The organism is Streptomyces sp. cg35 (genome assembly GCF_050410835.1).
Classification (GTDB): Bacteria; Actinomycetota; Actinomycetes; order Streptomycetales; family Streptomycetaceae; genus Streptomyces.
On record NZ_CP191268.1, the window covers coordinates 2395063 to 2410941 of the forward strand.

Below are 15879 nucleotides of genomic sequence, written 5' to 3' on the forward strand. Positions count from 1 at the left end.
AGCCACGCACATGGCGGACGGCCGCGAAGCCCGAGGGCTTCGCGGCCGTCGCCGTGTTCCTTGCGGGCTGCTCGCTACGTCCAGGAGGCCACGAAATAGCCGACTCCGTAGGGCGCGCCCTCGTAGAGGAGGCGGCTCTTGCCGTCCTTCTTGTCCCACGCGCCGTTGAGCAGTTGCCAGGGCGCGCGGCCGGAGATCTTCAGTTCGCGGGCGAGGCCGGCGTCCAGCTGGGCCAGGTAGCCGTCCTGGTCCAGGGTGCCCAGGGCCTCGGCGATGCGTGCGTCCACCGCTTCGGCGCGCTCGTCCAGGTAGCCGGGTGCCTTCACGGTGCGGCAGGCGGTGCCGTCGCCCATGACGAGGAAGCCCACGCGCTCCGTGCCCGTGCGGCCGTCCGCGAGGCGCCAGGCGCCGTCCGCGGTGTCGAACGCCGTGCCGCCGGACTCCACCTCGTAGCCGCGCGTCTCGCCCGTCCAGCCCGCGCGCGCGAGGAGCCACGCGCCTACGGAGAGGGACGGCGGGAGCGTGGCCCCGGCGGACTCGTCCGGCGCTCCGAAGTGGACGTCGAGGTCGACGCCGAAGGGGCGGAAGGAGCCTCGGGAGCCCGGCCCGTGGACACCCTGGCGCGGGCCCTCGCCGATCACCCACAGCAGGTCCGGTTCGGCGGCGAGGACCGCACCGATCGCCTCGTCGCAGGCGGCGCGCGCGGTGTCCAGCTCGGGGGCGGCACCGGCCGCGACCTCCGGCACGAGCAGGGGAGGACAGGGGCAGACGGCGGCGGCGACAAGCATGATCGGCAGCTTACTGGTCGGGGGCCCGCCAGATGTCGGGGACGGCGTCCCCGACATCCGTAGCGCCCGCGGAGGTATGGCCGGGCCCGGGCGCGGGAGTGCTCCACACCTCGTACCGCCTGCGGCGGGCCTCCTCACGGGTGGCCCAGCTCACGCATGATCAACCATGCAGTGACCATGTGCCCCCGTGAGTCGGCCCTCTATGAGTCCGCCCTCTATGAGTCGGCCCTTGTGGTCAGTCGACCGCGCAGCCCCCGGTGACCGCCGGCAGGGGCTCCGGTACGCCCACCTTGGGCAGGCCGAGCAGGACGCCCTGCTTCTTGTCCTGCGTTTCCTTGGTGCGCCTCTCCCAGGCGTCGCCCGCGCGCGTGGGACGCACGTTCAGGACGGCGCCCTCGGCGAGCAGGTGGTGGGGGGCGGCGTAGGTGATCTCGACCGTGACCACGTCGCCGGGGCGGACCTCTTGGTCCGGCGCGGTGAAGTGGACCAGGCGGTTGTCGGGGGCGCGGCCGGAGAGGCGGCGGGTGGCGCCGTCCTTGCGGCCCTCGCCCTCGGCGACCATGAGGTCGAGCGTGCGGCCGACCTGCTTCTTGTTCTCCTCCCAGGAGATCTCCTCCTGAAGGGCGACCAGACGCTCGTAGCGCGCCTGCACGACCTCCTTGGGGACCTGGTTCTCCATGGTCGCGGCGGGCGTTCCGGGGCGCTTGGAGTACTGGAAGGTGAAGGCGTTGGTGAAGCGGGCCTCGCGGACCACATGCATGGTCTGCTCGAAGTCCTCCTCGGTCTCGCCCGGGAAGCCCACGATGATGTCGGTCGAGATCGCCGCGTCCGGCATGGCGGCGCGGACCTTCTCGATGATCCCGAGGAAGCGCTCCTGGCGGTAGGAGCGGCGCATCGCCTTGAGGACCGTGTCCGAACCGGACTGCAGCGGCATGTGGAGCTGCGGCATGACGTTCGGGGTCTCCGCCATCGCGGCGATCACGTCGTCCGTGAAGTCGCGGGGGTGCGGGGAGGTGAAGCGGACCCGCTCCAGGCCCTCGCTGGTCCCGCAGGCGCGCAGCAGCTTGCTGAACGCCTCACGGTCGCCGATGTCGCTGCCGTACGCGTTCACGTTCTGGCCGAGCAGGGTGATCTCGGAGACGCCCTCGGCGACCAGGGCCTCGATCTCGGCGAGGATGTCGCCGGTCCTGCGGTCCTTCTCCTTGCCGCGCAGCGCGGGGACGATACAGAAGGTGCAGGTGTTGTTGCAGCCGACCGAGATGGACACCCAGGCCGCGTACGCGCTCTCGCGGCGGGTGGGCAGCGTGGACGGGAAGGCCTCCAGCGACTCGGCGATCTCGACCTGCGCCTCCTCCTGGACGCGGGCGCGCTCCAGGAGGACGGGCAGCTTGCCGATGTTGTGCGTGCCGAAGACGACGTCCACCCAGGGCGCCTTCTTCACGATCGTGTCGCGGTCCTTCTGAGCGAGGCAGCCACCCACGGCGATCTGCATGCCGGGGCGCTGGGTCTTCCGCGGAGCGAGTCGGCCGAGGTTGCCGTAGAGCTTGTTGTCAGCGTTCTCACGCACCGCGCACGTGTTGAAGACCACGACGTCGGCGTCGCCGTCGGAGCCCTCGGGGGCGCGGACGTACCCCGCGCCTTCGAGGAGGCCCGACAGGCGCTCGGAATCGTGGACGTTCATCTGGCACCCGTAGGTGCGTACTTCATAGGTCTTGGGTGAACGGTCGTCCACGGCCGGACGCGGGTCGCTGCTGCTCATAACAACAAGGGTATGGGGTGCCCGGAGTGGCCCCGTTCCGCCCCCGTGCCGCTCTGCGCTACTTGCGGCGGTCCGCGACGGCGGCGATCCAGCGGATGAAGTCACCGGGGTCCTGGTCGGCGCCGTGCCCGGCGTCCCAGTAGTACGACGTGTTCACGTGGTCGCCGAGGGCGGTGAGGCGGGCGGAGAGGTTGCCGGCGATCGTGTGCGAGGTGTCGGTGTCCTTGGTGCCGAGGCGGATCCACCAGTGCCGGGAGCGGTTCGCGTCGGCCTGGCCGGCCAAGTGGTGCATCGGGTTCATCAGGTGGAGCTTGGCGGGGACGTCGGGTTCCAGGCGGGCTCCGGCGCCGTTCTCGTGGCGGAGGCTGTAGAGGGTGAAGTGGCGGGCCCTGGTCGTTCCCGTGCCGAAGAGGTTGGTCTCGGGGGTGGTCATGGCGAAGTCGTCGAAGGACGGCGCGTTCTTCTTCCGGGGGCCGACATGGGTGAGGAAGTCGCTCCATGTGAAGGTGGCCCGGCCTTGGGCCCAGGTGATGAACGGGTTGGCGGCGAGGTATGCGGCGCGGTCCGCGTCGGACAGGGACGCGAGGTACTTGGTGGCCGACGGCTCCATGTAGGTCTTCAGGAGGTACGCATCCATGTTGCGTGCGGTCAGGGAGCCGAAACCCTTCGCCTTCAAGTGGAGCGAGGCCACGTAGTCGACATATGAGGTGGCGAGTTCCTTGGATACGGTGCGGTCGACCTGGGAGCCGTCAATGAGGGGGTTGCTGCCCCAGCACCACTCGTACGCCATGTCGGCGTGCTCCAGGTCCGTGATCGGGCACCAGGCCCCCGTGGCGAAGATCGCGTCGGAAGCGGGGGCCGCGCCGATCTCCTCCAGGTAGGGGCGGTAGAGCGGGCTGTCACCGGAGGCTCCGAGCAGGGACGACAGGGCGCCGCCCGCGCTGACGCCGGAGGAGACGATGCGGTCCACGTCGCCGGGGACGCGCCCCTTGTTGAATCTCAGGTACCGGACGGCCGCCTTGAGGTCGACGATCGCGGCGGGCGCCGTGCCGTAATACGTACCACTGGCGTCGACGAGGGTGCGGCCACGCGCGCCGGGCTCCACGACCACGTACCCGGCGGCGAGGGCGAGGCCCTGGCGGCTGGTGCCGCCGCCCATCCCGGAGGCGCTGATCCCGGTGGCGCCCGCCACCGAGGACGGCATGTATCCGCCGATCTGGTTGGCCAGCAGGACGGGGGCCCGCCGGGCGTCGACGGGCCTGCCGTCGATGCGCACCGGGACGCTGACGTTCAGGGACTGGTACGCGGCGTCCACCGGGCGCGCCACGTACGAGGCGACCTTGGTGAAGCGGTAGACGACCTCGTGGGCCGTGCCCTCGGTGTCCTTGATGGTGACCGTGAGCTCCGTGTACGCGTCCGGGTCGAAGACCAGGGAGGAGGGCGTGGACGCTCTCGACACCGCGGCCGAGGCGAGTCCGGCCGCCGGTGCGGCGGCGCTCGCGGCGAGTCCCATGACCACTGTCCTGCGCTTCACGTACGTCTCCTGTCGTCGCGGCTCTGCGGGCAACTGCCGCCCCTCCGGGCCCGGTTCGGGCACGGGGAACGGGTCAGCGGGTGCAGCGCCGCCAGGATATGGATCGCCTACAAAATTGTCAGCAATTTCGCTCACATCCTGTCCGCGGATACGGGATCTCACAGCTTCACCTCCCCCTTCCAGATGTTTTGAACGCGTTCAACTATCCTGGGTCCGAGGGTTCCTAGGGGTGGAGGCAGAGCCATGAAGATCGTGATTCCGGGCGGCACCGGCCAGGTGGGCGGCGTCCTGCGGCGCGCGCTGAGCGCGGCGGGGCACGAGGTCGTCGTCCTGAGCAGGCGCCCCACGCGCGCGGGCGAGGTGGCCTGGGACGGTCGGACCCCGGGCGCCTGGACGAAGGAGATCGACGGCAGTGACGTCGTCGTCAACCTGGCCGGGCGCAGCGTGAGTTGCCGCTACACGCCCGAGAACCTCCGGGCCATGATGGATTCGCGGGTCGACTCGGCCCGTGCGGTCGGCGAGGCCATCGCCTCCGCGGGCCGGCCGCCCGCGCTGTGGCTGCAGATGAGCACGGCCACGATCTACGCGCACACCTTCGGCGCCGCCCACGACGAGACGAACGGCGTCCTCGGAGGCACCGAGCCGGGCGTCCCCGGCTACTGGGCGTACAGCGTGAACATCGCCCGGCAGTGGGAGCGGGCGCAGGAGGCCGCCACCACTCCGGACACCCGCAAGGTCGCCCTGCGCGCGGCGATGGTCATGAGCCCGGACCGCGGCGGCGTCTTCGACGTGCTGTCCTGGCTGACCCGCCTGGGCCTGGGCGGTCCCGTCGCCGGTGGCAGGCAGTACGTGTCGTGGATCCACGACCGGGACTTCGTGCGCGCGGTCGAGTTCCTGATCGGCCGCGAGGACCTCACGGGGCCGGTGAACCTCGCCGCACCGCACCCGCTCCCCCAACGGGAGTTCATGCGCGCCCTGCGCCGCGCCCGGCGCGTCCCGGTGGGCCTGCCCGCCACCCGCGGGATGGCCGAGCTGGGCGCCTTCGCCCTGCGCTCCGACACGGAACTGCTCCTCAAGAGCCGCCGCGTGGTGCCGGGCCGGCTCCTGGAGGCGGGGTTCTCCTTCACGCACGAGCGCTGGGAGAGCGCGGCCCGCGATCTCGTACGCCGCTGAAGCCCGAAGTCGGCCGCTGCAGCCCGTAGCCGGCCGAAGGCGCCACCGGCGACGATCCGCTTCGCCGTCGTGGATCGTCGCCGAGGTGTGATGCCCGCTGCCTCCGCAAGGCCTGGTCAGCGCCCGGCCCGAGCTGGCAGGATCGCGCGCATGCCCGAACTGTTCACCCGTGTCACCCGTCGCCGCGCGCTCACCGGCGCCGCGGCCGGGCTCGTGGTGTTCGGGCTGCTGCTGTGGTGGCTGGCCCCGTGGGGCGAACCCGAACAGAGCGGGAAGGTCACGATCAGCACGGGCGCCCGCACCGGCGTCTACGAGAAGTACGGCAACCTGCTCAAGACGGCCCTGGGCGAGGACATCCCCCGGCTCGACGTGCGGCTCACCAGCAGCGAGGGCTCGTGGGACAACGTCGAGCGGGTGGCCACCGGCAAGGCGGACTTCACCATCGCCGCGGCCGACGCGGTCGCCAAGTACCAGCAGGAGGGCCGTCAGGGCGCGACCGAGCTGCGCGGCTGCGCCCGCCTCTACGACGACTACATGCAGCTCATCGTGCCCCGCTCGTCCTCCGTGAAGTCGGTGAAGGACCTCAAGGGCAAGAAGGTCGCCGTGGGCGGGGCCCGCTCGGGCGTGCGCCTGATCGCCGACCGGGTGCTGCGCGCGGCGGGCCTGGACATCGAGACGGACGTCACGCCCGTGGGCATCGGCATAGACACCATGCCCGCGGCCCTCGAGTCCGGAGAGATCGACGCGTTCTTCTGGTCGGGCGGCCTGCCCACCACCCACGTCGGCAAGCTGTCGGAGAGGTTCCCGATCCGCCTGGTCGAACTCGGCAGTCTCGTCGACAAACTGCACAAGCAGGGTGAGTCGTCCCGCTACTACCGGGCGGCCGTGATGCCCGCCGACGCCTACCCGGCCGCCCAGCGGGGCAAGGCCGTCAGCACGCTGGCCGTGGCGAACCTGCTGGTGACCACCGACCGCACGGACGCGGCACTGACCGAGGCGATGACGCGTACCGTCATCGACAGCCGCGACCACATCGGCAACGAGGTGCACGCGGCGCAGCTCGTCGACCTCAGGACCGCCGTCTACACGGACCCGCTGTCCCTGCACGAGGGCGCGCGCCGCTACTACCGCTCCGTCAAGCCCTGACCGGCGTCCCGGGACTGCGGCACCGGCGCGGTCCTGGGCACGCGCATCGTGACCTTCAGCCCGCGCGGTTCGTGCGGGGTGTACGCGATGGAGCCGCCGCCCGCGGCCAGCAGCGCCCGGGAGATGGACAGGCCGAGGCCCGAGCCCTTGATGTTCTGGTGCTGTCCGCTGCGCCAGAACCGGTCGCCGATCCGGGCGAGCTCCTCCTCGCGCAGGCCGGGGCCGCCGTCGGCGACCTCGATGGCGCTCGTCTCCCCGTTCGCCCGGACCGTGACCGTGACCCGCTCGCCCTCGGGCGTGAACTTCAGGGCGTTGTCGACCACCGCGTCCAGGGCACTGGACAGCGCGACCGGGTCGGCCCAGCCGGTCACCGCGGGACACTCGGCGACCAGCCGTACGCCCTTGCCGTCGGCCGTGAGGCGCCAGGCCTCGACGCGCTCGGCGGCCAGCGCGCCGATGTCGGTCAACTGCAGGTCGGCGGCGGCGTGCTCGGCCAGGGCCAGATCGAGCAGGTCGTCGAGGACGCGGGCCAGGCGCTTGCCCTCGGTCTGCACGGACGCGATCTCCTCGTTCCCCTCCGGTAGCTCGTACGACAGGACCTCGATGCGCAACAGCAGGGCGGCGAGCGGATTGCGCAGTTGGTGCGAGGCGTCGGCGACGAAGGCGCGCTGCTGCTCCAGCACGTCCTCGACGTTGTCCGCCATCTCGTTGAACGACCGGGCCAGGCGCCGGAGTTCCGGCGGACCGCCGGCGGCCGCGACCCGCGATTTCAGGCGCCCGGTGGCGATGTCGTGGGTGGTCGCGTCCAGCACCCGTACCGGACGCAGCACCCAGCCGGTCAGGCGGAGCGCCGCGCCCACCGCGAGGAGCATCGCGGCGACCTCGCCCGCCACGATGACGAGCCAGCCGCGCAGCGTCGCGGCGCGCATCGCGTCGGTGGGCGAGTCGGTGACGACGACCGCGACGACGTCACCGTCCCGGATGACCGGCGAGGCGACGACGAGCCGGCCCTCCTGCCACGGCCACACCTGGGCCGGATCGTGGCTGCCGCGCGAGTACAGCGCCTCTTCGAACGCCGCGTACACGGCGCCGGTTCGCCGGGGCACGGAGAAGTCGCCGGGGGCCCGGCCCATCGGCTCCCGGCCGCGGTAGAAGACGCCGGCCTTTATGCCGTACACGTCGTGATAGCGGGCGAGTTCCTTCTGCAGGGTCTGCTGCCGCTCGTCCGTCACGCTCCGCCCGCCCTCTTCCGGGTGGGTCGTGACGAACTGCGCGAGCGAGGCGAACCGTGCGGTGTCGTCGATGCGGTCGATCACGACCTTCTGCTGCTGCGCGGAGGCCACGCTCACCGCGAGCGGGAAGCCGAGCGCGAGCAGCACGCCCGCCATGAGGACGATGAGCAGCGGAAGCAGACGGGCGCGCACCCGGGGACTCTACGGCTTCCGCTACGCGGCCGGCGCGACGAGCCGGTACCCGACGCCGCGCACGGTCTCGATGAGGGCGGGCATCCGCAGCTTGGACCGCAGAGAGGCGACATGCACCTCCAGGGTGCGCCCCGTCCCCTCCCAACTGGTGCGCCACACCTCGCTGATGATCTGCTCCCGCCGGAACACGACCCCCGGACGCTGCGCGAGCAGTGCCAGCAGGTCGAACTCCTTGCGGGTGAGCTGGACGGCGGTCCCGTCCACCGTGACCTGCCGCGTGGGCAGTTCGATGCGTACGGCACCGAGCCGCAGTCCGGGCTCGGCCTCGGCGACGGGCGCGGCCTCCCCGCCCGTGTTGCGCCGGCTGACGGCATGGATGCGGGCCAGCAGTTCCCCGGTGTCGTACGGCTTCACCACGTAGTCGTCCGCGCCGAGATTGAGCCCATGGATGCGCGAGCGCACGTCCGCGCGCGCGGTGACCATGATGACGGGGGTCGAGGTGCGCTTGCGGATCTTGCCGCAGACCTCGTAGCCGTCCTGGTCGGGCAGCCCCAGATCGAGCAGGACGACGCCGAACGCGTCGGGCTCGGGGACGAGCGCCTGCAGCGCCTCCTCGCCGTTGCGGGCGTGCCGCACCGAGAAACCGTGCCGGGCGAGCACGGCGGACAGGGCCGCGGCCACATGGTCGTCGTCCTCGACGAGCAGCAGTCTCATTCCGGCCCCCTCACCCGCCCCGGTCTCTTCACGTTCACCAAGGCATCCACGCCGATACATAAGGACGGCGTCAAGAGCCTGCCGGTTACGTCCGTGTTCCGTTATGCAGCCGGTACGCGGGACCACGCCCTCTTCACGCATAGTGTCCGGTTGCGGCCGGATCGTTATGCTCAATTTCCCCTCAGATGTAATGACGCTGGTCGTACGGCGTTACTAATGTCCTCCCAACCGAGGAGGATGGAGCAAGACCCCGATGACCGAAGTTTCGGTGACCAAGGACGCCACTCCCCCTGCGGGCGATGCACTGGTCGCGCTGAGCGAAGTCAATAAGCACTTCGGTGCGCTGCACGTGCTCCAGGACATCGACCTGACCGTCGCGCGAGGTGAGGTCGTCGTCGTCATCGGCCCGTCCGGCTCCGGCAAGTCGACCCTGTGCCGCACGATCAACCGCCTGGAGACGATCGACTCCGGCAGCATCACGATCGACGGCAAGCCGCTGCCCCAGGAGGGCAGGGAACTGGCCAGGCTGCGCGCGGACGTGGGCATGGTGTTCCAGTCCTTCAACCTCTTCGCGCACAAGACCGTGCTCGAGAACGTGACGCTGGGCCAGATCAAGGTCCGCAAGGCGGACAAGAAGACGGCCGAGGAGAAGGCCAGGGCGCTCCTCGACCGGGTCGGCGTCGGCGCGCAGGCGGACAAGTACCCCGCACAGCTCTCCGGTGGCCAGCAGCAGCGTGTGGCCATCGCGCGGGCGTTGGCGATGGACCCGAAGGTGATGCTCTTCGACGAGCCCACCTCGGCGCTCGACCCGGAGATGATCAACGAGGTCCTCGAGGTGATGCAGCAGCTCGCCCGGGACGGCATGACGATGGTGGTGGTCACGCACGAGATGGGCTTCGCCCGCTCGGCCGCCAACCGCGTCGTCTTCATGGCGGACGGCCGGATCGTCGAGGAGTCCGCCCCCGACCAGTTCTTCAGCAACCCGCGCAGTGACCGGGCCAAGGACTTCCTGTCGAAGATCCTGCACCACTAGACGCGCGTCGACGCGTGCGTCGCCCCAACGGGACCCCCGCGCGCGCGTGTTGAGTTTTTCCCTCTGCCGAATCTGCCGACACGAAGGATGTTCCCCATGAAGCTCCGCAAGGTCACCGCGGCGGCCACCATCGCCCTCTCGCTCGCCGTCACCGCCACCGCGTGCGGCGGCAGCGACGACGACAAGGGTTCCGGTGGCGGCAAGAAGATCACCATCGGTATCAAGTTCGACCAGCCGGGCATCGGCCAGAAGACCCCGGACGGCAAGTACGAGGGCTTCGACGTCGACGTCGCCACGTATGTGGCCAAGGAGCTCGGCTACAGCGCGGACAACATCGAGTGGAAGGAAGCCAAGAGCGCCGACCGCGAGACGATGCTGCAGCGCGGCGACGTGGACTTCATCGCCGCCTCGTACTCGATCAACGACGAGCGCGCCGCCAAGGTGGACTTCGCCGGCCCGTACCTCCTGGCCCACCAGGACGTCCTGATCCGCGCGGACGACAACTCGATCAAGGACCCGAAGGACCTGAACAGCAAGAAGCTGTGTTCGGTGACGGGTTCGACGTCGGCGCAGAACATCAAGGACAAGCTCGCTCCGAAGGCCCAGCTGCAGAACTACGGCGGCTACTCGGAGTGCCTGACCGGCGTCGAGAACAAGGCGATCGACGCGCTGACCACGGACGACTCGATCCTCGCCGGTTACGCCGCGCAGTCCCAGTTCAAGGGCAAGTTCAAGCTCGGCGGCTTCAAGATGACCAACGAGAACTACGGCATCGGCGTCAAGAAGGGCAGCGACCTCAAGGCCAAGATCAACAAGGCCCTGGAGAAGATGGTCTCGGACGGTTCCTGGGAGAAGGCCGTGACGGCCAACTTCGGTCCCGCGAACTACAAGAACGAGCCCGCCCCGAAGATCGGCAACATCGTCAAGTGACGTGGTGAGGCAGGGCGCGGCGATCCCTCCGGCCGGACGGACCGCCGCGCCCTCCCCATACCTGGCAGCCCTCCAGACACGCGGAAGCGCGGGAGATCGTGTTCGACTTTCTTGAAGGTTACGACCTGCTGGGAGCGTTCTGGGTGACGGTGAAACTCACCGCTCTCTCAGCCGTCGGCTCCCTCATATGGGGAACCGTCCTGGCCGGTATGCGAGTCGGCCCGGTCCCCGTGATGCGCGGCTTCGGCACCGCGTACGTCAACATCGTGCGGAACATTCCGCTGACCGTCATCATCGTGTTCACCTCGCTCGGCCTCTTCCAGACGCTGGGCATGAGCATGGGTTCCACTCAGTTCGACACCATCAACTTCCGGCTGTCGGTGCTCGGCCTGATCGCGTACACCTCGGCGTTCGTCTGTGAAGCGCTCCGCTCCGGTATCAACACGGTGCCTCTCGGCCAGGCGGAGGCGGCCCGTGCGCTCGGGCTCAGCTTCAATCAGGTTCTGACCCTGATCATCCTGCCGCAGGCCTTCCGCTCGGTGGTGGCCCCGCTCGCCAACGTGCTGATCGCGCTCACCAAGAACACCACGGTGGCCTCGGCCATCGGTGTCGCCGAGGCCGCGCTCCTCATGAAGGAAATGATCGAGAACGAGGCCCAGCTCATTCTCATCTCCGCCGTCTTCGCGTTCGGCTTCATCTGCCTGACGCTGCCGACCGGCCTGTTCTTCGGCTGGGTGAGCAAGAAGGTGGCGGTAAAGCGATGACCTCGGTCCTCTACGACGCCCCGGGCTCCCGGGCCAAGCGGCGCAACGTCCTTTACTCCATAGCGTTCCTCGTCGTCTTCGCTCTCGTCGCCTGGTGGGTGATCGCCAAGCTCGACGAGAAGAACCAGCTCGACTGGCTCAAGTGGAAGCCGTTCTTCACGGACAGCCGTCCGTGGGAGACCTACATCTGGCCGGGCCTGGAGAACACCCTCACGGCAGCCGCGTTCGCGATGGTCATCGCACTGCCGCTCGGCGCCCTCTTCGGCATCGCGCGTCTCTCCGACCATCTGTCGGTGCGCATCCCCTCCGGCGCAGTCGTCGAGTTCTTCCGCGCCATCCCGGTCCTCATTCTGATGATCTTCGCGAACGCGGCGTACTCCGAGTTCACGAACGTCTCCTCGGACGACCGGCCGCTGTACGCCGTCGTGACGGGCCTGGTGCTCTACAACGCATCGGTCCTCGCCGAGGTCGTCCGCGCGGGCATCCAGGCCCTCCCCAAGGGCCAGACGGAGGCCGCGTACGCCATCGGTCTGCGCAAGGGCCAGACGATGCGCGCGATCCTGCTGCCGCAGTCGGTGACCGCGATGCTGCCGGCGATCGTCAGCCAGCTCGTCGTCATCGTGAAGGACACCGCCCTGGGCGGCGCGCTCCTCACGTTCCCCGAACTGCTGGCGTCCGTGCGTCCGATGAGCGCCGCGTACGGCGCCAACACCATCGCGTGCTTCACGATCGTGGCCCTCATCTTCATCGCGATCAACTTCGCCCTGACGACCTTCGCCTCCTGGCTGGAGGGACGGCTGCGCCGCAGGAAGAAGTCGACCGGCGCGGTGCTCCCGGCTGCGGCCGTCGGCGGCGCGGAGTCCGCGGGAGCCGGCGGCACCATGTAGGGGGTCGGCGCGCGGTCGCTCGACCGTTCCGGTATCAAGGAGGCAGTGGCATGATCGCCACTGCCTCCGTCACTTGACGCAAGCACCGGCAATGGGTTGCATACGCTCTGTGAACGCGCACCCCGCTCCAACTGCCCGTCCTTGTACGTCCAGTACGCCGCCCGCGCCCCTGCGCGGGGCTCCCACCGGCGGGCTTCTCGGGGCAGGAGGGGCCGCGCCGTGGATCCGGTGATCGTCGTCGGCGCCGGCCCGGTCGGGCTCACGCTGTCCCTCGCGCTCGCCCGGCACGGCGTGCCGTCCGTGGTGCTGGACGAGGGTCCGGGCAAGGACGAGCAGCGCCCGGCGCGCACGGTCGTCCTGCGCGAGGACACCGCCGCGCTCGTCGAGCGCCTGTCGGGTACGTCGTTCGACGGGGCCGGCTCCCGTTGGGCGGGGTGGCGCTCCCTGCGCCGCAAACAGGAGATGCGTACGCTCACCTTCGGTGAGCAACTGCCCGCCCCGCTGCACATCGCCCAGCACGAACTGACCGGCGCGCTGCGCGAGGCCGTCGCCCGGGAACGGCTCGTCAAGATCTCCGTCGACAGCCGCCTCGACTCGATCGAGGAGGAGAAGTCCGGCCTGACCGCGCACACCCGCGGCCCCAAGGGCACGTGGTGGCGGGGCAGTTACCTGGTGGGCTGCGACGGCCCCCGCTCCACCGTGCGCAAGCTCCTCGACATCCGCTTCCCGGGCCGCACCGCCGTCGAACGGCACGCGGTCGCCGCGCTGCGCACGGAACTTCCCTGGCCCGGCCAGGCGTTGCTCCATCGGAGCCCTCCGTGGCGGACCTCGGGTCCTTCGGGCGCGGAAATCGTCGGCCGCCCCCTCGCCGACGGCGTCTGGCGCCTGGACTGGCTGCTGCCGCCCCGCAGCGACCTGGTCACCCCGGATGTGCTGGTGGCACGCATCCGGGAGACGCTCGCGGGCTGGTGCGGAGGCTCCACCCCGCCCTACGAGCTGCTGGACACCGGCGTCCACACGGTCCACCACCGCCTCGCCCGCCGCTGGCGCGTCGGCCGCGCCTTCCTCGCCGGCGACGCCGCGCACCTGCTGGGCGCCCTGGGCACCCAGGGCCTGGACGAAGGCCTGCGCGACGCGGACAACCTCGCGTGGAAGCTGGCCCTGGCCTGGCACGACGGGCCGCGCGCGGCCCCGGACGACGCGCTGCTCGACAGCTACCAGGTCGAGCGCCGCGCCGTCGTCGCGGGGCGGCTGCGCGCCGCGGACCAGGCGCTGCCGATACTGCGGGGCGGCGGCGGACTGCGTTCGTACGTCCCCGGGTCCGCCCGCGGTCACGACGCGCTGCTCACGGACGGTCACCTGGGGCACGGCCCGCTCGGCGCGCCGGGGACGTACGCCGATTCGCCCCTCGCGCCGCCCCGCTCCGAGTCGCAGGTGGAGGTCGGCACGGCGCCCGGCGCCCCGATCTCCGATGTCCGCGTGACGGCGCCCGACGGCTCGTTCGTCCGGCTGCGGGACCGGCTGGGCCTCGGGCACCTGCTCGTCGTCCTCGTCGCGCCCGGCACCGGTGTGTGGGAGCGCAAGCACTGGATGTCGGCGGGCCTGATGCCACGGCTCGCCGCGGCCGTCGCGGCGCTGCCGCACGAGGCCGAGTTGCTCGTCGCGGAGAGCTATCCGGGCGCCGCGGCCCACACGGTGCTGCTGATCCGGCCCGACGGGCATCTGGTGACGGCGCTGAGCGGAGTGCGCCCGGCGGAGCTGTACGAAGCGGCGCAGACCGCGCTCGGCGGCCCCGTGCCCGACGGCGAACCGGTGGAGAGCGCCACGAAGGGCGGGCGCGCCTGATCGTGCGCGGGCCGCGACGGGCTCGAGCGGGCCTCCAGGGATGTGAGTTGACCGGCTCCCACCGCCATGGTGTACTCCGGAGCGTGACGATCGACAGCGATGTACGCCTGTGGCGGAGGGTCCATATGGACCTCGTCCGCTACGCGGGCTGCGTGTGTCGCCCGTCCTGCTGAATTCGCCTTCTCTTCCCTTCCGCGTGCCTGCCCTGTGATGCCCTGTCGTCGGCATCCGCGGCGCGCGTCCTTCGCGAACTCCAGGACGGTACCCGTGTCTCTGCCCACGTCTTCCCCCGTGTCCGCCGGGGGCGCCGCGCCCGAAGCGGCGCCCACCCAGGCCGACCTGCTCGACTTCGTCCGCCGCACCGCCGCGGACCGTGATCTCATCGCCTCCCTGCCGCTGGATCCGGAGGGCCGTACCTGGGTACGGCTCGAAGGCCCCGGCGGCAGCGAGGCCTGGCTGATCGGCTGGCCGCCCGGCACCGGCACCGGCTGGCACGACCACGCCGAGTCCGTCGGCGCCTTCCTCACGGCGTCGGGCGAGCTGACGGAGAACTCCCTGGCCGCCCGACTGCCCGCCGACGGCTGGCGCACCCTGGAACTGTCCGAAGGGGTCGACAGGGAGCGGCAGTTGAAGGCCGGCCAGGGCCGCGCCTTCGGCCGCCACCACGTGCACGAGGTGCTGAACGAATCCCGCACCGAGCACGCCGTGTCGGTGCACGCCTACTACCCGCCGCTTCCGCAGATCCGCCGCTACAGCCGCACCGGTCCGGTGCTGCGCCTGGAGTCGGTGGAGCGCCCGGAGGACTGGCAGTGAGCGCCGCGGACCACGGCCCGGTGGGCATCGACACGCTGCTGGAACAGGTGCGGTCCGGGCTCGACCGGATCGAGGCACGGGAGGCGTTCGACGCGGCCTCCGCAGGTGAGGCCCTCTTGGTCGACATCCGGTACGCGGCGCTGCGCGAGCGCGACGGGCTGATCCCCGGCGCCCTGGTGGTCGAGCGCAACGAACTGGAGTGGCGTCTCGACCCGCAGGGCAGCCACCGCGCGCCCGAGGCGACCGGTCATGATCTGCGCGTCGTGGTCGTCTGCAACGAGGGCTACGCCTCCAGCCTCGCGGCCGCGTCGCTGCGGCAGTTGGGGCTGCACCGGGCGACGGACCTGGTGGGCGGGTTCCAGGCGTGGCGAGCGGCGGGTCTGCCGGTCACCGAGGCGTGAGTACGGGTGCCCCTGGCCGTAGGGGCCGTAAGGGCCACCCACTATTGCGAACTGCCCCTTACTGCTTACTGCTTACTGCTTCGGCGATGGTGAGCATGACGGGCATGCCGTCGCCGAGCGCCACCTTCAGATGGTCTCCGAGATTCAAGTGCTGCTGATCGGCGGCGAGTTCGCTCCCGGCGACCGAGCCGGCACCGAATCCGCCGAGTGATCCGGCGGTGACGTCCGAGTCCCAGGTGCGGGTGGGTCCGGTCGACGTGAGGCCTTGCGCCGGGTACTTGTCGAGGCCGACGCGGACAGTGGAGCGGACGACTTCGGTGACAGTGGCGCCCCCGATCTCTCCGCAGCGTCCGGACAGCGGCCTCGGGCACACCCGACCCCTGTGCCGCGAGCACCCGGTCGGCGCGGAGCCCGTCACGGACCTGGGCAGGGCGGCGTAGCCGAGGGTGGGCTGGGCGAGCAGGACGGTGCACGTCATGCCGACCAGCAGGGTGAGCGGGGTGACCACGGCGGCCATGCCTGCGGCATTGCCCCGGAGGTTGGCGGCGGCGAGCCGGGCGCCGGAGCCGGTCGGCCGCAACGGCCGCCCGAGGAAGACCATGGCGGCCTTGACGGGGAGCGGTCCGAGGAGGGACACGGCGACCGCCAGGACGTCTGCCGGGCGACAG

At 70.7% G+C, this 15879-nt stretch carries 17 protein-coding genes; 10 read left to right on the forward strand and 7 right to left on the reverse strand.

Going from position 1 to position 15879, the window contains the following annotated elements:
* Positions 1-74: 74 nt before the first annotated feature.
* From ACQUQD_RS11000 to ACQUQD_RS11015, 4 genes are all read right to left on the reverse strand, one after another.
* Positions 75-788, reverse strand: a complete 714-nt coding sequence (locus ACQUQD_RS11000; RefSeq protein ID WP_428951868.1) for a class III extradiol dioxygenase subunit B-like domain-containing protein — start codon at positions 786-788, stop codon at positions 75-77.
* 10 nt (positions 789-798) lie between these two features.
* Positions 799-942, reverse strand: a complete 144-nt coding sequence (locus ACQUQD_RS11005) for a hypothetical protein (protein ID WP_428951869.1) — start codon at positions 940-942, stop codon at positions 799-801.
* 81 nt (positions 943-1023) lie between these two features.
* Positions 1024-2547 carry a tRNA (N6-isopentenyl adenosine(37)-C2)-methylthiotransferase MiaB gene (gene miaB, locus ACQUQD_RS11010; protein WP_428951870.1) on the reverse strand — a complete coding sequence of 508 codons (1524 nt, stop codon included), beginning with the start codon at positions 2545-2547 and terminating at the stop codon, positions 1024-1026.
* A 58-nt stretch (positions 2548-2605) separates the two neighbouring features.
* Positions 2606-4060, reverse strand: a complete 1455-nt coding sequence (locus tag ACQUQD_RS11015) for a subtype B tannase (RefSeq protein ID WP_428957518.1) — start codon at positions 4058-4060, stop codon at positions 2606-2608.
* A gap of 264 nt (positions 4061-4324) precedes the next feature.
* Here ACQUQD_RS11015 and ACQUQD_RS11020 point away from each other — a divergent pair, with 264 nt between their 5' ends.
* A complete protein-coding gene (locus tag ACQUQD_RS11020; RefSeq protein ID WP_428951871.1) occupies positions 4325-5254 on the forward strand; it encodes a TIGR01777 family oxidoreductase in 930 nt (309 codons plus the stop codon).
* A gap of 150 nt (positions 5255-5404) precedes the next feature.
* Positions 5405-6400 (forward strand): TAXI family TRAP transporter solute-binding subunit, encoded by a 996-nt coding sequence (locus tag ACQUQD_RS11025; protein WP_428951872.1) that lies wholly within the window; start codon positions 5405-5407, stop codon positions 6398-6400.
* Here ACQUQD_RS11025 and ACQUQD_RS11030 read toward each other — a convergent pair.
* Both ACQUQD_RS11030 and ACQUQD_RS11035 read right to left on the reverse strand, forming a co-directional pair.
* Positions 6379-7824 carry an ATP-binding protein gene (locus ACQUQD_RS11030; RefSeq protein ID WP_428951873.1) on the reverse strand — a complete coding sequence of 482 codons (1446 nt, stop codon included), beginning with the start codon at positions 7822-7824 and terminating at the stop codon, positions 6379-6381. The genes ACQUQD_RS11025 and ACQUQD_RS11030 overlap by 22 nt on opposite strands.
* 21 nt (positions 7825-7845) lie before the next feature.
* Positions 7846-8538, reverse strand: coding sequence for a response regulator transcription factor (locus ACQUQD_RS11035; protein WP_428951874.1), 693 nt, complete (start codon positions 8536-8538; stop codon positions 7846-7848).
* Between the two features lie 253 nt (positions 8539-8791).
* On the opposite strand from ACQUQD_RS11035, the gene ACQUQD_RS11040 reads away from it, so the two are divergent.
* From ACQUQD_RS11040 to ACQUQD_RS11075, 8 genes are all read left to right on the forward strand, one after another.
* A complete protein-coding gene (locus tag ACQUQD_RS11040) occupies positions 8792-9571 on the forward strand; it encodes an amino acid ABC transporter ATP-binding protein (protein WP_428951875.1) in 780 nt (259 codons plus the stop codon).
* A gap of 96 nt (positions 9572-9667) precedes the next feature.
* Positions 9668-10501: a glutamate ABC transporter substrate-binding protein gene (locus tag ACQUQD_RS11045; RefSeq protein ID WP_428951876.1), complete on the forward strand. Its 834-nt coding sequence runs from the start codon at positions 9668-9670 to the stop codon at positions 10499-10501.
* Between the two features lie 98 nt (positions 10502-10599).
* The gene (locus tag ACQUQD_RS11050; RefSeq protein ID WP_428951877.1) at positions 10600-11265 is read left to right on the forward strand and encodes an amino acid ABC transporter permease; all 666 of its coding nucleotides are present in this window, start codon (positions 10600-10602) and stop codon (positions 11263-11265) included.
* Positions 11262-12152 (forward strand): amino acid ABC transporter permease, encoded by an 891-nt coding sequence (locus ACQUQD_RS11055; protein ID WP_428951878.1) that lies wholly within the window; start codon positions 11262-11264, stop codon positions 12150-12152. Before ACQUQD_RS11050 ends, ACQUQD_RS11055 begins: the two co-directional genes overlap by 4 nt.
* A 219-nt stretch (positions 12153-12371) precedes the next feature.
* The gene (locus tag ACQUQD_RS11060; RefSeq protein ID WP_428951879.1) at positions 12372-13997 is read left to right on the forward strand and encodes an FAD-dependent monooxygenase; all 1626 of its coding nucleotides are present in this window, start codon (positions 12372-12374) and stop codon (positions 13995-13997) included.
* An 83-nt stretch (positions 13998-14080) separates the two neighbouring features.
* The gene (locus ACQUQD_RS11065; protein WP_428951880.1) at positions 14081-14170 is read left to right on the forward strand and encodes a putative leader peptide; all 90 of its coding nucleotides are present in this window, start codon (positions 14081-14083) and stop codon (positions 14168-14170) included.
* A gap of 94 nt (positions 14171-14264) precedes the next feature.
* Positions 14265-14810 (forward strand): cysteine dioxygenase, encoded by a 546-nt coding sequence (locus ACQUQD_RS11070; protein ID WP_428951881.1) that lies wholly within the window; start codon positions 14265-14267, stop codon positions 14808-14810.
* Positions 14801-15211 (forward strand): rhodanese-like domain-containing protein, encoded by a 411-nt coding sequence (locus tag ACQUQD_RS11075; RefSeq protein ID WP_428957519.1) that lies wholly within the window; start codon positions 14801-14803, stop codon positions 15209-15211. The genes ACQUQD_RS11070 and ACQUQD_RS11075 overlap by 10 nt, the downstream gene beginning before the upstream one ends.
* A gap of 58 nt (positions 15212-15269) precedes the next feature.
* Here ACQUQD_RS11075 and ACQUQD_RS11080 read toward each other — a convergent pair whose 3' ends face one another.
* Positions 15270-15848 (reverse strand): hypothetical protein, encoded by a 579-nt coding sequence (locus tag ACQUQD_RS11080; RefSeq protein ID WP_428951882.1) that lies wholly within the window; start codon positions 15846-15848, stop codon positions 15270-15272.
* Positions 15849-15879 lie beyond the last annotated feature (31 nt).